Annotated in this window: 20 protein-coding genes and 2 tRNA genes; 4 read left to right on the top strand and 18 right to left on the bottom strand. The window is 48.9% G+C overall.

The annotated features are described in order from the left end of the window. Positions 1 to 50: 50 nt before the first annotated feature. Both ACZ50P_RS08330 and ACZ50P_RS08325 read right to left on the bottom strand, forming a co-directional pair. A complete protein-coding gene (locus ACZ50P_RS08330) occupies positions 51 to 1313 on the bottom strand; it encodes an APC family permease (protein ID WP_464135015.1) in 1263 nt (420 codons plus the stop codon). Continuing rightward, the gene (locus tag ACZ50P_RS08325) at positions 1314 to 1970 is read right to left on the bottom strand and encodes a hypothetical protein (protein ID WP_464135013.1); all 657 of its coding nucleotides are present in this window, start codon (positions 1968 to 1970) and stop codon (positions 1314 to 1316) included. Positions 1971 to 2097: 127 nt separating this feature from the next. On the opposite strand from ACZ50P_RS08325, the gene ACZ50P_RS08320 reads away from it, so the two are divergent. Beyond that, entirely contained in the window at positions 2098 to 2475 is a 378-nt protein-coding gene (locus ACZ50P_RS08320; protein ID WP_464135011.1) for a hypothetical protein, read from the top strand. A 30-nt stretch (positions 2476 to 2505) separates the two neighbouring features. On the opposite strand, the gene ACZ50P_RS08315 is transcribed toward ACZ50P_RS08320, so the two are convergent. The 9 genes from ACZ50P_RS08315 to ACZ50P_RS08275 all read right to left on the bottom strand — a co-directional run bounded on the left by ACZ50P_RS08315 (position 2506) and on the right by ACZ50P_RS08275 (position 8634). Next, a complete protein-coding gene (locus ACZ50P_RS08315; protein WP_464135009.1) occupies positions 2506 to 3141 on the bottom strand; it encodes a carbonic anhydrase in 636 nt (211 codons plus the stop codon). A gap of 378 nt (positions 3142 to 3519) precedes the next feature. Then, a complete protein-coding gene (locus ACZ50P_RS08310; RefSeq protein ID WP_464135007.1) occupies positions 3520 to 3828 on the bottom strand; it encodes a terminase small subunit in 309 nt (102 codons plus the stop codon). A gap of 2 nt (positions 3829 to 3830) precedes the next feature. Next, the gene (locus ACZ50P_RS08305; protein WP_464135006.1) at positions 3831 to 4175 is read right to left on the bottom strand and encodes an FKBP-type peptidyl-prolyl cis-trans isomerase; all 345 of its coding nucleotides are present in this window, start codon (positions 4173 to 4175) and stop codon (positions 3831 to 3833) included. Between the two features lie 42 nt (positions 4176 to 4217). After that, the gene (locus ACZ50P_RS08300) at positions 4218 to 4769 is read right to left on the bottom strand and encodes a dihydrofolate reductase family protein (RefSeq protein WP_464135003.1); all 552 of its coding nucleotides are present in this window, start codon (positions 4767 to 4769) and stop codon (positions 4218 to 4220) included. A gap of 3 nt (positions 4770 to 4772) precedes the next feature. Continuing rightward, complete coding sequence (gene dacB, locus ACZ50P_RS08295) at positions 4773 to 6206, bottom strand: D-alanyl-D-alanine carboxypeptidase/D-alanyl-D-alanine endopeptidase (RefSeq protein WP_464135002.1); 1434 nt, start codon at positions 6204 to 6206, stop codon at positions 4773 to 4775. A 98-nt stretch (positions 6207 to 6304) separates the two neighbouring features. Further along, positions 6305 to 6931 carry a zinc metalloprotease gene (locus ACZ50P_RS08290; protein WP_464134999.1) on the bottom strand — a complete coding sequence of 209 codons (627 nt, stop codon included), beginning with the start codon at positions 6929 to 6931 and terminating at the stop codon, positions 6305 to 6307. Positions 6932 to 7205: 274 nt separating this feature from the next. Beyond that, on the bottom strand, positions 7206 to 7538 hold the full coding sequence (locus ACZ50P_RS08285) for a hypothetical protein (protein WP_464134997.1): 333 nt from the start codon (positions 7536 to 7538) through the stop codon (positions 7206 to 7208). 46 nt (positions 7539 to 7584) lie between these two features. Beyond that, positions 7585 to 7854, bottom strand: coding sequence for a helix-turn-helix domain-containing protein (locus ACZ50P_RS08280; protein WP_464134996.1), 270 nt, complete (start codon positions 7852 to 7854; stop codon positions 7585 to 7587). A 99-nt stretch (positions 7855 to 7953) separates the two neighbouring features. Next, positions 7954 to 8634, bottom strand: a complete 681-nt coding sequence (locus tag ACZ50P_RS08275; RefSeq protein ID WP_464134994.1) for an SOS response-associated peptidase — start codon at positions 8632 to 8634, stop codon at positions 7954 to 7956. 195 nt (positions 8635 to 8829) lie between these two features. Here ACZ50P_RS08275 and ACZ50P_RS08270 point away from each other — a divergent pair. Next, positions 8830 to 8916 (top strand) — tRNA-Leu (locus ACZ50P_RS08270). A 380-nt stretch (positions 8917 to 9296) separates the two neighbouring features. Further along, positions 9297 to 10100 (top strand): TIGR02147 family protein, encoded by an 804-nt coding sequence (locus ACZ50P_RS08265; protein WP_464134992.1) that lies wholly within the window; start codon positions 9297 to 9299, stop codon positions 10098 to 10100. A 33-nt stretch (positions 10101 to 10133) separates the two neighbouring features. On the opposite strand, the gene ACZ50P_RS08260 is transcribed toward ACZ50P_RS08265, so the two are convergent. After that, the gene (locus ACZ50P_RS08260; protein WP_464134989.1) at positions 10134 to 11858 is read right to left on the bottom strand and encodes a sensor histidine kinase; all 1725 of its coding nucleotides are present in this window, start codon (positions 11856 to 11858) and stop codon (positions 10134 to 10136) included. Positions 11859 to 12002: 144 nt separating this feature from the next. Continuing rightward, positions 12003 to 12078, bottom strand: a tRNA-Gly gene (locus ACZ50P_RS08255). Between the two features lie 306 nt (positions 12079 to 12384). On the opposite strand from ACZ50P_RS08255, the gene ACZ50P_RS08250 reads away from it, so the two are divergent. Next, positions 12385 to 12828: a hypothetical protein gene (locus ACZ50P_RS08250; RefSeq protein ID WP_464134987.1), complete on the top strand. Its 444-nt coding sequence runs from the start codon at positions 12385 to 12387 to the stop codon at positions 12826 to 12828. On the opposite strand, the gene ACZ50P_RS08245 is transcribed toward ACZ50P_RS08250, so the two are convergent. From ACZ50P_RS08245 to ACZ50P_RS08225, 5 genes are read right to left on the bottom strand one after another with little or no spacing between them, the layout of a single operon-like run. Beyond that, positions 12825 to 13901, bottom strand: coding sequence for an ABC transporter permease (locus ACZ50P_RS08245; protein ID WP_464134985.1), 1077 nt, complete (start codon positions 13899 to 13901; stop codon positions 12825 to 12827). The two genes, ACZ50P_RS08250 and ACZ50P_RS08245, sit on opposite strands and share 4 nt — an antisense overlap. Further along, the gene (locus ACZ50P_RS08240) at positions 13898 to 15004 is read right to left on the bottom strand and encodes an ABC transporter permease (protein WP_464134982.1); all 1107 of its coding nucleotides are present in this window, start codon (positions 15002 to 15004) and stop codon (positions 13898 to 13900) included. Before ACZ50P_RS08240 ends, ACZ50P_RS08245 begins: the two co-directional genes overlap by 4 nt. Beyond that, complete coding sequence (locus ACZ50P_RS08235) at positions 15001 to 15741, bottom strand: ABC transporter ATP-binding protein (RefSeq protein ID WP_464134980.1); 741 nt, start codon at positions 15739 to 15741, stop codon at positions 15001 to 15003. The genes ACZ50P_RS08240 and ACZ50P_RS08235 overlap by 4 nt, the downstream gene beginning before the upstream one ends. Then, a complete protein-coding gene (locus tag ACZ50P_RS08230; RefSeq protein WP_464134977.1) occupies positions 15738 to 16499 on the bottom strand; it encodes an ABC transporter ATP-binding protein in 762 nt (253 codons plus the stop codon). Before ACZ50P_RS08230 ends, ACZ50P_RS08235 begins: the two co-directional genes overlap by 4 nt. Beyond that, on the bottom strand, positions 16481 to 17215 hold the full coding sequence (locus ACZ50P_RS08225) for an efflux RND transporter periplasmic adaptor subunit (protein ID WP_464134976.1): 735 nt from the start codon (positions 17213 to 17215) through the stop codon (positions 16481 to 16483). Before ACZ50P_RS08225 ends, ACZ50P_RS08230 begins: the two co-directional genes overlap by 19 nt. Between the last annotated feature and the right edge of the window lie 93 nt (positions 17216 to 17308).

Genomic DNA, 17308 nt, shown 5'->3' with positions numbered 1-17308 from the left:
ATTGAAAGCCTGCAAATGTTGTCAGCCATTTTGTTGAAATTAGGACCGTCTTAAAAAGCTCTTAATTGCAGCAGCCGATAACTTAGCAACACAAACATTATAATACCAGAACCCACCAGATAGACCTGCTGATCAAAATTTCCCAAAAGGAACAACGACGCTGCCACCGCCATCATTGGCAGCACGGGGTAACCATGCCAGGACCACGGAGTATAAAAGGCCCTTTTTCGTTGCGGCTCTTTGCGCCGAAAATAGATCACAGCACCATTGACGATAACAAAAACCACAATCGTCACAAACGAGGACACACTTGCAAGGACCTCGATCTTTTCCAAAAGAAGAAAGATCAGCGACACAAAAAAGATGAAAATAGAAGACAACCAGGGACTTTGCCTGCGGGGCAGAATCATCGCAAATACCCGGGGAAGATCTCGTTCACGCGCCATTCCCAAGGCAATTCTGCTGGCCGCCAGTAAAGAAATCATCACCGTATTGGCCGTCGCAAATAAGGCCACACCCCCCAGAGTTCCGGCGGCTTTGACTGAATATGGACGCAAAGCCTCACTGAGGACAGCATCAGAAAAACTCAACGCCGACACATCCATCAATGCCAAAGCAGACAGACTGACCAGAACATAAAGAACCGTGGTCAGGGCCAAACTTCCCAATATGGCCTGTGGGATAATCTTTTTTGGATTCTTGGTTTCTTCAGCCAGATTCACAATACTTTCAAACCCCAGATAGGCAAAGAATATCAGCGAGGCCCCCGAAGCCACCCCCCAGGACAGCGGTGCCTTCAGCGCCTCACCAAAATCCGGCTGACGAATTCCATAATAAATAAAAACCAAAAGTCCTGAAATCTCAACCAGGGTGAAGACAATATTCAGCCAGCCCGACAGACGGACCCCCCAGATATTAATCAGCGTAAAAACCGCAAGCACCCCTATGGCACAGATGATTTTAGGAACACCCCAAAACACCCCCATATAGGCGGAAAAGGAAAGCGCCACCGTGCTGGCCGAAGAAATAGCGGCAAACACCATCAGACAGCCGCACAGAAATGACAACACTTTATGTTGAGGCAGGATCTCCCGAAGATACACATACTCAGCCCCCGCTTTCGGAAACAAAGTGGATAATTCAGCGTACGATAAAGCCGTTAAGAGCGCAGCCACGGCTGCCAGCACCACGCTGAACCACAACCCCTGCTGTGCAACTCCCGCGGCCTTGCCAATAAGTGAATAAACCCCCGCCCCCAGAATCATCCCGGTGGAATAAAACGTCAGCATCAGAAGCCCCAATGACTTCCGCACCTAGTACCCCTCCTCGATTTCCTGCTTTACACTCATAACGATTCGATCTTTGGCATAGATATATTCTGCAGGATATGCAACCCCACCGTCAGTCCGCAGAGAGGCCAGAATCCGCGCATAAAGCTCTGCCGCATGCAACCCCTGATCCGCGACGTTTTTGAATTTCGCCCTCACACTGGAACTTCGTCGGCTTATATTGTAATAAATAAGATCCATCCGCCGCTCGACCTCTATAGCCACGCAAGACAGATCCACGGGAACACCACACTTGCGATCCGCGGGAACGAAGTCTGTCACCTCTTCCGTCAGATCTTCTATCCGCCCCAAATGATGAACCGCCAAATTTTCCAGACGAGTCGACACATATAAAATCTTGTTGGCGTAGTGCTCTTCACGCTGTTTTTTGTTTTTAAGATAAGTGTGCGTCTGCGCCGCCGCATTGGCATAGGCTTTATAGGCCACCTTGTGACCCGTAAGATCCGAAACAAGCAAAACCTTATCCGCCTCGGTGATTTGACCTGTGTTCAAGAGCCGATCCACCAAAGCCAACACCTTTTGTTGCGCCTGATCCATTGCAAGATCAGCCTCCCGAGGAGTCGCGGCAATTAATTGAAGGGACATAAACAGGACACCGACGGCAATGGTAAAGCGAACCATAGTCACCTCCTGGACACAGTACAATTCATAGCGAGGCTTGGGCCAAACGAAGAATCCCAATCGTGCTATCTTTCATGGTCCAGTTCAGGCTTGTTAAATACCTGCATTTTGTTTCACAATAAAAGTTATGAAAAGACTACTGATGATTTCCGTCCTGATTTTATTTGCCGGCTGCTCCAGTCAGCCCAAGATCACCACCGAAGAAGCCGAAGCCCGTCTTCCCAAGGCGTCTCCACCACCTGGAGGCGGAACCAAGACCTATGGAGGAACCCCGGCTCCCAATGCCATTGAGCTGACTCCCGCCAAAGACGCCCCGACCGTGGTCGAAGGAAAAAGCTGCGACTCTCCGCTGGGCACGATTCCCGACGGTGGCAAAGCCACTGGATACCTTCAGGCTGTCGTCCCCGCCGATGATATCTGCATCTCGGATACGATCACTTGTAAAGATGGAGTTTGGTCAGGTCAGGCTGTTCATCCCACCTGCAAAAAAGAAAAGTCCAAATAAAAAAGGCGCCCATGAGGCGCCTTTTTTATTTTAAAGACTCAATTCAGAAAATGCGTGGGTGGTTTCGTCGTAGTACCAAAGTTGTCCACTTTCCAAATCAAAGTAAACCCCCAGAAGCTGCAGACCACGATTCTGCACAGCCTCTTCAACAAAGGGGAACGTGCGAAGATTCTGCAAAGACGTCACAATGGATTCCTTTTCACACTCTTTACACAAAGTATCCACATCAGCGTGAGGAGCACGACTTAGAACCTTTTCGCGTGCATCACGGGCAATGGTCATCCATTGCGCCACAAAGCCGTCTTTTTTCACATTTTCAGTTTGGAACAGGGATCGGATGCCCCCGCACTGACGATGCCCCAGAACCACAATGTTTTCGACTTTCAGGTTCACCACAGCAAACTCGATTGCCGAACTCACCCCGTGAAAACCAACCGAGGATTCAAAAGGCGGCACCAGATTGGCAACGTTACGAATGCAGAAAATTTCCCCAGGCGAGGATGAAAATAAAATAGCAGGGTCAACACGGGAGTCACTGCAGGCGATCATCAATGTCTTGGGACTTTGCCCCGTGGCCAAACGACTAAAGACGGAGGACTCTTCGTTAAAAAAGCGGTCGTGAAATCGGCGGAAGCCGGCATACATCTTGAGGATTTCTTTTTTCACTGGCGATCCTAGCGTTGAAGGTAGTTTTTTATTTCTGTACCACCGGAGGAGGATCATGAAAAGGACAAATAAACGTCAGAGAAAGGAAAAATGAAAAAAAAGGGGCATTAGCCCCTGCTTAGCGTCACCTATTCGAGATGAGCCAAACAGGACAGCAGAGTGGAGTTTTGCGCCTCAATATCTGCAGAATCACCGAACAATTTAACCTTTAGGGATGAAAGAAATTCCATCATAGAAGCCTCCTTTTTCTGTTATTGCTTCATGAACACACAATAACAGAATCCCCCCGCCGGGAGTGAGGCCATTTATGGAAAACAGATATGCACCAAATGCATACTTAAGGTCTTAATATGTCTATAATATAGACACCCTCAGAACCTAAAAATCCTGCAACCCCAGAATCTCCTTGCAAGATTCCATATGCCGCTCAATCTCAGCCAAGGATTTTTCCAACTTCAACATTTCACGCTCATCCACTTCAGCTTCCATCGCGGCCAGGACAATGGGATGTTTTTTCAACCACTGCCCCTGCTTGGAAGCATAGTTTTCCGGCACCCCAGAGCGAAGAGCGGCCATGCGCGCATTGCCGTCCTTGAGATACTCAACAATGAACTTCAGAGTCTCTAAAGTCAGAAGCTTGCGGTGTGCTTTAAGTCTTGATGAAAAGCCAACTTGCCTGATTCTCATGATCAGCTTTCACGCGGGCGAACTTCGATCATCTCAACATCAAAGATCAAATTGGAATGAGGCGCGATGTGCGGTCCCTTCTGGCGATCACCATACGCCAGGTGCGCGGGCACAAACAAAGTGCGCTTACCGCCTTCTCTCATCCCCATCAAACCAATATCCCAGCCTTTGATGACCCGCCCCGAGCCGATGACAAATTGAAAAGGCCTGCCATGATCATAAGAGGAATCAAACTTGGTTCCGTCCTCAAGCCGACCTTCATAGTTACAAATCACCAGCGCGCCTTTAACAACCTCAACGCCGGTTCCAACAACAGTGTCCGTAATTATCAGTTCATTCTTGTCCATGAACGGAAGCCTACAGTGCAGACACGATCCAGTCAAAAGAAGTCAGAGTTTGGGCGCCGGAACTTCATAATGAAGCTCCACAAAGGGGCTGCGATCCAAGACAGCTTTCAGTTTCATTGGAGGATGCATGGTACGAGGAAGAAGCGGGGCACCACCGGATAAGGTCACCGGCGCAATATTAAGAACGATCTCGTTTAAATAACCCTGATCGTAGAACTGCCCCACCAACTCCCCACCACCCACAAGCCAGATGTTTTTCCCGTTGGCCACCGCTTTCATTTCTTCATAGACGGGCCTTACATCACCTTTTACAAAACGCACGTCGGCCTCAGGAAATAGAGGCAAATGACGGGTTGTAAAAACCCAGGAGGGGATTTTATACGGCCAGGCTTCGGGTTTTTCTTTCTTCAACAGATGATCGTACAACCACATATAAGTGGTGGAACCCATGGCGATGGCACCGACATCACGAATAAAGGATTCAAAATCCGGAGCCCCGGCGCCCCCGTCGAATTGAAAAAGCCATTCCAAAGAATTACTCTGATCAGCAATAAATCCGTTTAAACTGGAGGCACCATAGTAGACAGTTTTCATACACTAACTCCCCCCGTAGGCTTGCAGTTCTTTTTCCACAACATTCACCAGAAGTTCATCGTAAAAACGCATCACATTTCGATCCGAGCCAGAACCATTGTACATAAAGCTGAAGTTAAAAATCCGCCCGTCAGAGCCCTTCACTCGCCCCACCATGGTGATGACATTTTTCATGTATCCGGTTTTGGCCTTCACCCACTCGATACTTTTGGAGGCAAGCCCCCGCTTCTTCAGCGTTCCATCAACCCCGGATATTGGCAACGAATCCATAAACACGGGTCTGAGTTTTTCATCCGAAACCACACTGGACAGGATTTTTAACATATTCCGCGAAGAAGTACGATTGCCATGATTTAATCCCGCCGGGTTCAGGAAGGTGAAACTGCCTTTGGGGAAATTCATCGCTTGCAGCTGTTGATTGATGATCTCGACACCTTCCGAAACAGAGGCCCTGCGACGATGCTTGATTGCTATCTGTGTGGCGAGCATCTCTGCCACCACGTTGTTGGATTCCTTATTCAAGTCGGCCAACAACTCCGCAATGGTTCTGCCTGAATGAGATGCCACCGTGACAGCGTCCGCTGGGGCCTGCCCCAGCTTTACCTGACCAGTGATCTGAATACCTTTTTGCTTCAAATAATATTTCAACGCATGCCCGGACCACTTTGCAGGACTGGAAACATTCTTTTCAAACTCATACTCAGTGTATCCACGTCCCAGCGTTCCTTTGACGAACAGAACCTCCTGCCCCGAAGACAGTTTTCTTCTTTCTGCAATCACGCCATTGGCAGACCCTTTGACTGTTTTGATATGCCCCACAATTTTAATGTAGTCGTTGGCAGGAATCATTTGCAGCTTTGCATTCTTGCCAAGCGCTCCCGGCCGCACGACGATTTTAAATGAATTCCAATGAAAACTCATCGCCCCGATGCGCGCATCGTGAAGGGCATCGACCCGGTCATAGTCGCGACTGTCATAGCGAACCTGATCAAACAAGGATTCATCAACAACCAGATCGCCTTGGATTTTTCTGATTTTCTTCTGTTGGATTTTAGCTGCCAGATCCATCATCCCGGCGACTCCAAAGGAAGGATCGCCTCCCCCCACCAGGTAAAAATCCCCTTTATACAGAGCCCCCCGAACCGCCCCCGCCAGCTTCACCGTGGTTTCAAAACGCTCTTTTGCGCCAAAGTTGCCTAAGACGCCCACTGAGGTGATGAGTTTTGAAACGGAGGCCAGACTCATGCGCTGATCTGAATTTATATCGACCAAGGTCTTGGGCGCTTTGTCAGCGGTGACAATCAATGCTGACAAATCAGAAAGAGAGATCTGGTACTTCTGGGCGGAGCGAGCGACTTCGGCGCTGTAATCCGACGCCCAAGCAAGTGAACCCAGTTGCAACGCACAGAAAAAAGAAACAATGCTTTGCCGGAACATACTTTAAGGATACGCACACTTGTGATTTCGCACAACCCTCGTTTGCCGGTTTTTTCGTGAGTATCTTTCGTTTCATCCACAGTCAGCTTGTGAACTCTTTATCGAAGGATTCCTGAAGACGTCATCGCATCAACTCTATCGATATACATCAGTTTTAACGTGAATAAATCTCCGGCACTAAGTCCGCGATCATCCGAGTGGCGGGAAACGCAGTAGCTCATCACTGAGTTCGGGTCGTACTCGGTATAGCCAAAGCCCCATTTCAAGCCCTCTTGCTTTTCACCACCGATGCTGCATGTGGAGTGGGGATGGTCATGTTCGTGATACAATCCGGCGATATGACCGAATTCATGGATCACAGTGGATTTCCGCAGGCCTCCAACAAAGAAGTGAATGTTGCCCGCTACATTTGGAAAATCCTTAGAAACACGGAAGAGCTGATATCCAATCGTAGCACTGCCCCGAGTGCCCTCCAGCCATCTCAAAACATTTTTGGGGCGGAAGTTAATGATGACGTTATCTTTCTCGCCGGGCACACAATCATGAAAACCCACAAAGTAAATACCCGTGCGCGCTGGGGTGAACTCATCCTCAACCCAACGGCGCACTTGGGCTTTATCCTCGGCTTTCCATCTACTTCTGCTGTAACTGTCCCTGGAGTTTTCAACAGGGTTCGCGAAACAGACTTTCACGGCATCAGGAGTCCAACGACGCCACGTAAACATGCCAGCCGAGGCCTCATGCACTACAGAGATTAGAATTAGAAATAGGAACAATACTTTTGTTTTCAATCACACCTGCCCGATCTAGTCCATTGGTGTGATGCAAGCGATTCGCCAGACTCAAATGAAATATATTTGCCAATAAAGCGAGCTCCGACTCACTCCTTAGACAATGGGTTACAAATATCGTCAGGGATGGGTTTTAACGTCGCATGTTCGCAAGATGTTCGGAAACATTTACCACCCCCAACACTGGAAATCCCGTCGGGGACGGGGCTTAATCACCCACACTGAAATTCATATTCATTTGCGGGCCCGGCGTGGTGGACTTTGAATTGCCCGTCTTTTCGGGATTGGTATTTTTAAACTTCACATCACTGAGGCAGGTCTCATACCCGGCTTCACCCTGTTTGATTGTGCGACCGGTGACATCGGTGCAGCTGGATGAAAAAGTGACTTTAGAATTTGATTTCTGAGAAACCTCTGCAGGCATTCCTTCCATTTCCATAGCTTGGAAACCCTCAGGAACAGGAACTTTCACGGCGGCCTCTTCAGCCAAACTGAAAAAAGGCAAACCCAACACTGCTGCTAATAGCAAAAATTTCTTCATGCCATGACCTCCACACCTATGAAGCAATCATAACCTGAAGAGGACCTCAGCGCCCGTAAAATTTTCGACGCATATCCTTGGTGATCTCTGAGATCTTCTGATTCAGGGCCGTTTCGAACAACTCTTCGGCCGAGATTCCATAAAGATGGCCAATCTTTTTAAAAGACTCCACCGGAGGCATGGATACATTTCGCTCCCAATTTGAAATAAACTGAGGCGTTGAGTACCCGAAATGTTCTGCAACCGCAGCCTGGGAAAGATTCGCAGCGAGGCGCTTGGCTTTTAGAATTTGTCCAAATCTCTTTTTCTCACGCATGCCCTATTCAAACAAGATTTCTTGACACGATCAAGAAATCTTAACGTGCAGGTCCAGTATTCCCCCGCACAAAAGCAGTGCGAAAAATCTATCCAATGTTCATTCAGATTCGTTCTCTCCCAGAAGGGAAAGCTGCTGCGGCTTGTAAGATTTTAGTGCTTCTCTTTCCTCAAACTCAAACTCCACCACTTCCCTGCTATTTCGTAAAAACTCCACAGACTGCTTCGGCGACAACTGCCCTTCCATCCAAGGATCCCAAGCATCTTCACGCAGAAACAAAGGACATCTATCATGCCCCGCCTCCAGAATGTCGGCTGGTGGTTCCGCAGTGAGAATCGCGAAAGATTCAAAAGCTTTTCCTGTGGTCTCATCTGTCCAGGAATCCCAGATGCCAGCGGCGGTCAAAGGCTGGCGGTTCTTTGCAAAAATACCGATGTTGTGTCCAGCAAATCGCCCGGTTTGAACGGATTCAATAAAGAACGACATCGGCACCAGACAATGACGGGATCGAAAAGGCTCCCGCCAAGAAGGTTTGTTCAGGACCTCTTCAATGCGTGCGTTGTAAGTTGCAAACTTAGGCCTTCGCGTTTTCGACCAGGAAGGTATAAGGGAGTAATTCATCAGCCGAGCTTCACGCCCGGATGACATTAAGACCACGACCGGAGCCGGCCGATGGGGGTAGATGATTTCTTTTGGGAGTACAAAAATCTCAGGCAACGCAATTCGATAAGTCCGCTCAAATAAATTGAACTCTTCCAAAGCACCATATCTTGCGCACATGCTCTGCGTTCCTTTCATACTTGTGATTTAAGAGATATTTGACACCTCATGAGACCAGATTCCCAGGGGCAAATAAGTGATCAACGCCACCTCAAATAGGTTGGATCTGGGCCTCCAAAAAAATCCTTTCATGACCGCCCGCGAAAACAGTTCTAAGTTGTGAAAAAATAGTTCAAGATTGTTCTTCCATTCGATGCGCGGGTGGTGGAATTGGTAGACACGCAGGTCTCAGAAGCCTGTGGGAGCAATCCTGTGGGGGTTCAAGTCCCCCCTCGCGCACCACTAAGAAAGCCGCCAACAGCGGCTTTTTTGTTTTGACTGAAGGGTCCTTTCTAAGGCTCCCAAAGACCACCCCACACGAGAAATCTTTACCAAAACCCCCTAAGACAAGTTTTTACTACGGTCCCGCGGTGCTCTGCACTTCAAGGAACTTCGCCGATCCTTTGGAACTCCCCCAAAACCCCGTCATCTCGCATTTAATGGCCCCTCGACAGACTTCTGAGCCCTGCTTGTATATCTTTCTTAAGTGCCTAGATTCATGGAAGGTTCCAAAATCGGAATATCGCGGAAGGACCCGGAACAAAATGCAAACTGATCCGGCCTCCCCTAGATGACTTCGTGAAAATCAGATATATAAAAGCCACTCATTAGGGAGCATCGATATGACCAAGAAGCACCACTATAGAGACTATATCCTGAAGGAACTTGAACGACGTCAGCGCAAGAATCCTTCCTATTCCCTTCGCGCCTTCTCCAGAGACCTGGAAGTGCCCTGCTCGCGCCTGTCAGAGATTCTAAATGGAAAGGTCGGCCTGTCTGAAAGCCGCGCCGTAAATTTGGCCTCAAAGCTGAACCTGTCCCCTTCGGAGCAGGAATTTTTTGTGGATCTGGCTTTATCAGAACATGCGCGCAGTGCTGTTCTGCGTGACCTAGCGGCCCAGCGAGTGAAAGCCCGCGAGGAAGCTTTCGGAAAAATTGGGGAAGAGCAATTTGCGGTAATTTCTGACTGGTATCACACTGCGATCACTCAAATTCTTCTGCTTAAAGACTTTGATCCATCCATCGAAAATATCGCTCGCCGCCTGGGACTGACACAGGATACAGTCGAAAAAGCACTGGAACGCCTGGATGCACTGAAGCTTGTCATGAAAACTCCCGAAGGCCGATGGGTTGCGGACGACAGCAAATACTCTTCCAGCTATGGCGGATCCTCAGAAGCTGCTCGCAATTACTTCCTGCAGATGCAAAACAAAGCAGTCGAAGCCATGAGTGCTGAAAACAAACGCCGCTGGGACATGGGTTGCACCATGGTGCCCACCAATCGTGACAAAGCCAAAGAAGTTGCACAAAAAATCCGCCAGTTCCGACTGGAGCTGATGCAGGATCTGCAAAGCTGCGAAGACAAAGATTCCTTGTTCGCACTTTCAACGAGCTTCTTTGAAATGACCGACCTGCCAGCGCATTAACCCTCAGGGCGAGGGCTTTGCCCCGCCCTCGGGTTAACTTTTCTGATCCGCAGGAAAAATCACCGTCACCTTGCCTCCCCAGGTCTTGCGTGAAGAAAACTCCAGACGGCCCTGATGAAGACGCACAAACTGATTCACCAAAAACAAGCCCAGACCATAACCTTCCGCCGAAGTGGTTTGACCTGATGGCTTGCTGCCGGCATGGCTTAGAATTTTCTGCATTCTTTCCGCATCAAACCCGGGCCCCTGATCGATAACACTCAGATGAACCTCGCCGTTTAGAATCTCTGAATTGACTTCAATCACCGAGGACCTGGGGGAATGTTTGATGGAATTACTAATGATATTTCTTAAAATCGCCTCGAACATTTTTAAATCCACATGAACCACGGTTTCATCGCGCAGAGAATTGCCGGCGACCGTAAGATCTTTTTCGTTCAGGGCCGGCTTCACCTGTCCTATGGCGGACTTTACCAAATCCGAAATCTTTGTCGGTTCTTTGCAGATCTCATAAAAGTCCCCCTTGGTGGCGGTCCAAAGAAGAATATTACGCACCAAATCCATTGAGGATCTGGCAGTTTCAGCCAGCAAATCCCAATCCTGTTCGCGACGGTGGGCCACCAACAAAGACATACCTGACAAATTCCCCAATAGGTCATGGGACAGCAGGGACATCAGACGCTGATTAACCTGGGTTGTGACTTTTAAATCTGTGACCTCATTAAAGACGATCAGATGCCCGGGCCCCGCAGGAAGAACCTCCCCTAAGGGCTGACAGGTCACTTCAAAATATCTGCCCATAGCTGTGGCGGCACTTTCATCCGTTCGCAGCTCCAGCGAAACATCCACGGGCTTCTGGTTCAAGGGAGGAATGCCCTTCATCAAAGACGCGGGTAAAACCTCTTTCAGCAGAGCCCCGACACTGGCGATGGACAGATCAAAAAGTTCGGCAGCACGGGTGTTGAACAATGCCACCCGCTGTTCGGAGTCCACCAGCAACACTGGGATTGGCAAAGCCTCAAACAGACGATGACTGCGCTGAGACAAACGTTTTACAACCTGTTGCCGTCGCAGAATATAGTAAAAGGCAAAAGCAGACACAATCTGAGTCAAGATGGGCATCCCCAAGAATCTAAAACGCGGCAAAAACAAAAGACCCGACACATCAGCCACAATATACAAAGACAGCGAAAACAACATCAGACGAGAATAGAGAGCTTTATTTCTTCCAGCCTGACGGACTCCGCGACTGCAGATAGAAATCACAAAGCCCAAGAGAACATAGGAATACAACACATGAAGCTGCCCCAGCCATCCCAGCCTCCAGCGAATTGCCGCAATACCAAAGGATTCAAACGGCTGCACATCGGTCATGACCAACCGATGACCTTGTGGAATCAAACACGCAGCGATGATCAGCAAAGGAATAACAAAGAACCAGCCAATGCCTCTTGTTGAGGGAGCCTTCTGAGGCTCGCGAAAAAGTTCTTTGGCAAACCAAAGCCACAGCGCTGGCAACGGAGTGATAAAGACAAACCGCAGGCGGGCAAAAACTTCTTTGGTTTCAACAGTGACACTGAAGACCATCAGAAGGTTCATGATCAACCAGCCGATGTACATAGCCATGATGGCCATATAGATCTTCACCGCAATATTCTGACGATACTCCAAGCAGGCCCCGGCAAAGAACACACACAGCATGGCCCCAAAAAAATAAGCCATCATCAGAATCTGGGCATTAAAAGCAGAATTTTCCAAATTAACTCCAAAGAAGCTAATTTTCCGAACCCTAATCACGATAGTCAATCAACGGAGATTTGTAGAGTTTTGAAAAGAAAAAACCCCTATGATTTCTCACAGGGGTTTTGATTTTTTGCTTCAATATTTTCTAGGTAGAAAATTTGGAGCGGGAGACGGGGCTCAAACCCGCGACCTTCGCCTTGGCAAGGCGACGCTCTATCAACTGAGCTACTCCCGCAGTATCGTTTCGAGAGAACCAAAATTACAGTTGCCTCACCCTATTGTCAACGGGTAAAAATCAAAAAAATGAAGACTTTATTGTACGGACGCATCAAAAAATGGGTGATTTTTGCTCTTATAGGCTGTTCTGCTTATTTTGCAGGCTATATTTGGGGGCAAAGCCAAAAACAAAAGCCTCCGACTCCAATTCCGGTTCTGACAAACCCTCAATAATGCCTACCCAATCGTCATCTAGGTTAACTGATTAAAACATGACTCGCCCCCGAAAAGGCCCCATGAACTAACTTTAGTTTAAGGAGACCGCATGAAAGCGTTTTGGGGAATCATCTTTTGCCTGTTTGCCACAAACTCGGCTCATGCCGCCTTGTTTTCACAACTCCAGGGAGCCTACCAGGTTCTGGGTTGCGAGAATCTGGGGGCCACACCGCACACTTCGGTTTGCCAATTTGCTCAAGTCACCCTCCGCAGTGAAGCCTTCTTCACCACGATCACCTTTATGGACGACGGATCGCAAGAGCACAACACCCTAACCCTGACCCTTCCCGGCAGCTTGAAAGATCAACCAACGGCCCGCTATTGCGAAAAAGGCGACTTCTTTGGGTTCTATAGTAACGAGGGCCGACTGGGGGGCCAGGTGGTGATCCTGCGACGACTTAAAAATGGTCTTTACCACCTCTCTGTCCATCTGCGCTCGGATCTTACGAAAACTCTGGACGTGATTGAGGTCGACCTGGACAAGCTCCCCTAAGACAGCGTGGTCTTAAAGCGATTCCAACTGACTGTGATCGCCAACAGAGCCATGGCAGACAAAATCAGAATATTAAAAACGATCAGACGCCCATCTCCCCCTTTAAGCATTATGTTGCGCAAAAGTTCGATAAAATAAGTCAGCGGATTGATGTAAGAAAACACCCGCAAGACCCACGGCATATTTTCAACAGGAAACACCATCCCCGACAGTAGCACTGAAGGAAACAGATATAAAAATCCCCCCATCATTGACTGCTGCTGAGTTCGGGCAATGGTTGATATAAACAATCCAATCCCCACTGTGCAGCAAACAAAGACAAAGGCCGACAAAAGCAACAACCACAAACTGCCGCGCAAAGGCATTCCAAACAGCACCATCGCCACACCGACAATCAAGGGCACATTGCTCATCCCCAGCAGAACAAAAGGAACTGTTTTTCCCAGAATTACTTCCTCGGGCTTCACCGGAGCCGAGATCAAAGTCTCAAAGGTTCCCAATTCTTTTTCACGAGTGATCGACATACTGGTTAATAAAATCGTGATCAGACACACCAGCATACTCATCACCCCAGGAACCAAAAATAACGATGTACGCATGGCGGGATTGTATAAAACCCGCACATCAAAACGCAAAGGTGGGTTGAATTCATAAAGGGATCTGACGATGCCGGAAAAGTATCTTTCAATCCCCTGCGCCCGTGTGACATTGGTCGCATTGATAAGAAGTTGAAGCTCCCCCTGACCCCGTCCGACAGGGGCATCCAATCCCCCTGCGGGCGCCACCATGACGGCATCCGCTTCATCGTTTTGAATCTGCAACAAAGGATCGTTCGATGTCGTTGTTGCCGGAACAAACCAGCCCGATGCCAGAGCTTTACGATGAATCTGATGCAGACTTGTATCACCCGGAGCCCCCACCACACTTAAGCGGATATTCTTGGCCTCGGTGGAAAGCGCCACACCGAAGATCGTCAGTTGCACACAGGGAGCCAGAAAAAGCAATATCCGCATCCGCGGATCGCGCAAAGTCTGGCGAAACTCCTTACGCACAAAACCCCACAGTGTTCTCATGGCTCCACATCCTTTTTAAACTTCCGGGTCGCCAAGCCAATCATCAGGAAGAACAAAAGACACATCGCCAGAAAACTGGGCAGGACACTTTGCAGACTGGCCCCTTTTAAAAACAGATCCCGGCTTAAAGAAATAAACCAGCGCGCCGGCAATAACATGGTCAGATAATAAAAAAACCGCGGCATGTGCTCGACCGGAAAAATAAATCCCGACAAAAGGATCGTCGGCAGAAGACCAGACAGCATCGCCATCTGCATACTGAGCTGCTGCTTGCGCGTCACAACTGAAATCAACAACCCCTGCGCCAGATAGGTCGAAAGAAAAATCAAACACGAAATTAGATACACCACAAAATTCCCCCGAAAGGGCACCGCAAAAACAATCTGCGAGATCAGAAACACAAAAAACACCGCCACAAGCCCCATCACCGAGTACGGCAACAGTTTACCCAGAATGATTTCCACGGGCCGCACCGGGGTTGACAGCAAAAGTTCCATCGAGCCGTTTTCCCATTCCCGGGCCACCGTCAGCGCCGTTAGTAGAATCGACAGGATGGCAATGATGGCCGCGGCAAGTCCGGGAACCACGAACCACCGGCTGTTGAGTTCGGAGTTAAAAAGAAAGCGCGAGCGAATCACAATAGGCTCACGAAAAGGCCCCAACTTATCCGTCAGAACTTTTTGCTGTATCCCCCCAAGATAGCCCAAAATTGAACCCGCAGAAGAATTGTCGGTACCATCAATCAGGATTTGCACAGAACTTTCCGATCCGGGCCTCAAATCTTCGACATATCGCGGGGGGATCAACAAGGCGGCATGCGCCCGCCCCTCATCCAAAGCCTGCAGCGCTTCGGCGGGACTGTGCACGGGAAGTAACTGAAAATACGACGAACTGGCAAAGCTCCTCTGCAGTTGCCGTGAGCCCTGCGATTTACTGCTATCAAAGACAGCCAACGAGATGTGGTTCATATTAAATTCAATCGCATAGCCAAAAAAGATCACCATAATCACCGGCATACCCAGGGCCAGCGCCAAAGTGAACGGATCGCGGATAATATGGAACACCTCTTTCTTTGCAATCGCCTGCACGGAACGAAGTCTCATCTTCCCTCCACCTGCTCAATAAAGACGTCCTCCAAACTGATCTGATCCGGATCTTTGTCAGGAAAGCTGTTTCTTTTTAATGCTGCCGGAGAATCCAGAGCAATCAACTCTCCAGAGCGCATCAGGGCAATACGCCCACACTGTTCAGCTTCATCCATGTAGTGAGTTGTCACAAAAACCGTTTTACCTTCACTGGCCAGACTGTCGATCAACTTCCAAAACCGCTGACGAAAAGCCGGACTGACTCCCGCCGTGGGTTCATCCAGAAAAACGATCTCGGGATCGTGCAGCACTGCCGCCACCAGACTGACCTGCTGTTTGATCCCCCCCGGAAGATCCCGAACCAATGTGCCTTCCGAAGATCTAAAACGAATCATCTCCAGCAGTTTTTCTTTTTGCCGTTGAAACAGCCTGGGGTCCATCTTGCGCAAGGACGATGTGAAATCCAGATTTTCCTTCACGGTCAAGTCATCATACAAAGTGAATTTTTGCGACATATAACCGACCTTTTTCTTCACCTCAAAGGACTGGGTCAGCACATCCAGTCCACACACAAAAGCCTGCCCCGCACTTGGAAGAAGAAGACCGCACAACACCCGGATCGTCGTTGTCTTCCCCGCCCCATTGGCCCCTAAAAAGCCAAAGACCTCCCCTTTTTTTACAGAAAAAGAAAGCCCACTGACGGCAAAGAAGTCACCAAACTGAACCGACAGATCGCGAACCTCCACGGCATTCATGGGGTGTCCTCCAAAGCATCGTACTGCAGAAATATCTGATCAAAACTTTTGCAATTTTCTTGCTTCAACAACGAATGAGGCTCGCCCTCCAGCAAAGTTTTACCATTAAACAGCAGATGCACCTTTTGACACTTGAGGGCCTCATCCATGTAAGAGGTTGTCACTATAATCAGCAACCCCTCGGACCTCTGCAATTCATACAGAAGCTGCCAAAAATCCCGACGACTGAGTGGATCCACTCCATTGGTCGGTTCATCCAAAAGCAGGACCTTGGGTGATGCCAGTAAAGAGCAGATCAATCCCAGCTTTTTATACATGCCTCCGGAAAGCTGCGAAGCCAGTCGATCTGTGAATTCTTCCAGACGCGCCATTTGCAACAAGGCCTTGCGGCGCTGATCATAGATGCGGTCTGAAAGCTGATACAATGTGCGAAAGAATTCCAGATGCTCATGAATGCTCAGCTCCGGGTACAGGCTTTGTGTCTGAGGCATGTAAGCGATGCTCTGGCGAATCTCTGTCAGGGGAATCTCTGTCCCCTGAAGCAAATACTGAAGGCGACCCCTATCGGCGCGCAACAACCCAATCAGATGTCGAAGCAAGGTGGTTTTGCCAGCACCCTCGGGACCAATAATCCCGTGAATCAGTCCTGGCTCGAAAGACATATCCACCCCGTGCAAAGCTTGGGTCCGTCGCAGTTTTTTGTATAGCCCTGAGACCTGCAGGGAAACGCCTGAGGCTGTCATCGGTCTTTTTGCCATTCCAAAGTCATTCCAGGCTTCAAAATGCCGTCTGGATTATTAAAACGAACTTTAACAGCATAGACCAGACGTGTCCGCTCCTGGCGGGTTTGTACGTTCTTAGGGGTGAACTCGGCTTCGGGATTAACGTAGCTCACTGTGCCGGGGAATTTTTTGTTATTTATTTCCGGAAGTGTTGCTTCAATTTTTTGCTCCAGCTTCAACGAGGCGATTTCATCGTGAGGAAGATAGAAATAAGAATAGACCTCCTCCAGATCACCGATGGTCAAAAGCTTTGATCCAGGCCCCACCATTTCACCGGGCTCAAAGTAAGTGTTCAGCACCGTTCCTTTTAACGGCGTCGCCACCGAGCACCAGCCCTTGCGGGTTTCAATATCGTCCTTCTTGTTCTTTATTTGGTCGTAACTTTCCTGTGCGATACTGCCGCTGCGATAAAGCTGTGCAGCCCGATCAAAGTTTCGCTTCGCCAGGTCGTACCCCAGCTTGATCTCCTCGCAAGTCAGCCGAACCAGCATCTGATCCTTTTGTACGGTCTGACCTTCTTTCACCAAAAAGGCCTCGATCACAGATGAAACCCTAGCTGGAATGTCCACCTTGGTGACTTCCACCGTTCCGGCATAAGAAAAAGAACTTTTAAAAAGAAAGACTTTAGCCAGATAGGCCAGAAGCAAAACCACCAGAATAACAATCAGAGGCAGAATCTTCTTTTTGGACATCCCTCAAGCCTAGCCCCAAGGATGATAAAGGCAAATTTGATACGATGAGACTTGAAGAAAAACAAAAAGCCGGGATCTCCCGGCTTTTTGCAG

The organism is Bdellovibrio sp. CKG001, assembly GCF_055397465.1.
This window is presented reverse-complemented; position numbering and strand designations above follow the sequence as displayed.

Coding starts and splice junctions, on each gene's coding strand:
- ACZ50P_RS08230 (WP_464134977.1), bottom strand. CDS start 16,499: ATGGCAAAAAGACCGATGACAGCCTCAGGCGTTTCCCTGCAGGTCTCA.
- ACZ50P_RS08320 (WP_464135011.1), top strand. CDS start 2,098: ATGAAAAGACTACTGATGATTTCCGTCCTGATTTTATTTGCCGGCTGC.
- ACZ50P_RS08285 (WP_464134997.1), bottom strand. CDS start 7,538: ATGAAGAAATTTTTGCTATTAGCAGCAGTGTTGGGTTTGCCTTTTTTC.
- ACZ50P_RS08225 (WP_464134976.1), bottom strand. CDS start 17,215: ATGTCCAAAAAGAAGATTCTGCCTCTGATTGTTATTCTGGTGGTTTTG.
- ACZ50P_RS08240 (WP_464134982.1), bottom strand. CDS start 15,004: ATGAGACTTCGTTCCGTGCAGGCGATTGCAAAGAAAGAGGTGTTCCAT.
- ACZ50P_RS08325 (WP_464135013.1), bottom strand. CDS start 1,970: ATGGTTCGCTTTACCATTGCCGTCGGTGTCCTGTTTATGTCCCTTCAA.
- ACZ50P_RS08250 (WP_464134987.1), top strand. CDS start 12,385: ATGAAAGCGTTTTGGGGAATCATCTTTTGCCTGTTTGCCACAAACTCG.
- ACZ50P_RS08275 (WP_464134994.1), bottom strand. CDS start 8,634: ATGTGCGCAAGATATGGTGCTTTGGAAGAGTTCAATTTATTTGAGCGG.
- ACZ50P_RS08300 (WP_464135003.1), bottom strand. CDS start 4,769: ATGAAAACTGTCTACTATGGTGCCTCCAGTTTAAACGGATTTATTGCT.
- ACZ50P_RS08265 (WP_464134992.1), top strand. CDS start 9,297: ATGACCAAGAAGCACCACTATAGAGACTATATCCTGAAGGAACTTGAA.
- ACZ50P_RS08290 (WP_464134999.1), bottom strand. CDS start 6,931: ATGTTTACGTGGCGTCGTTGGACTCCTGATGCCGTGAAAGTCTGTTTC.
- dacB (WP_464135002.1), bottom strand. CDS start 6,206: ATGTTCCGGCAAAGCATTGTTTCTTTTTTCTGTGCGTTGCAACTGGGT.
- ACZ50P_RS08235 (WP_464134980.1), bottom strand. CDS start 15,741: ATGAATGCCGTGGAGGTTCGCGATCTGTCGGTTCAGTTTGGTGACTTC.
- ACZ50P_RS08245 (WP_464134985.1), bottom strand. CDS start 13,901: ATGAGAACACTGTGGGGTTTTGTGCGTAAGGAGTTTCGCCAGACTTTG.
- ACZ50P_RS08280 (WP_464134996.1), bottom strand. CDS start 7,854: ATGCGTGAGAAAAAGAGATTTGGACAAATTCTAAAAGCCAAGCGCCTC.
- ACZ50P_RS08305 (WP_464135006.1), bottom strand. CDS start 4,175: ATGGACAAGAATGAACTGATAATTACGGACACTGTTGTTGGAACCGGC.
- ACZ50P_RS08310 (WP_464135007.1), bottom strand. CDS start 3,828: ATGAGAATCAGGCAAGTTGGCTTTTCATCAAGACTTAAAGCACACCGC.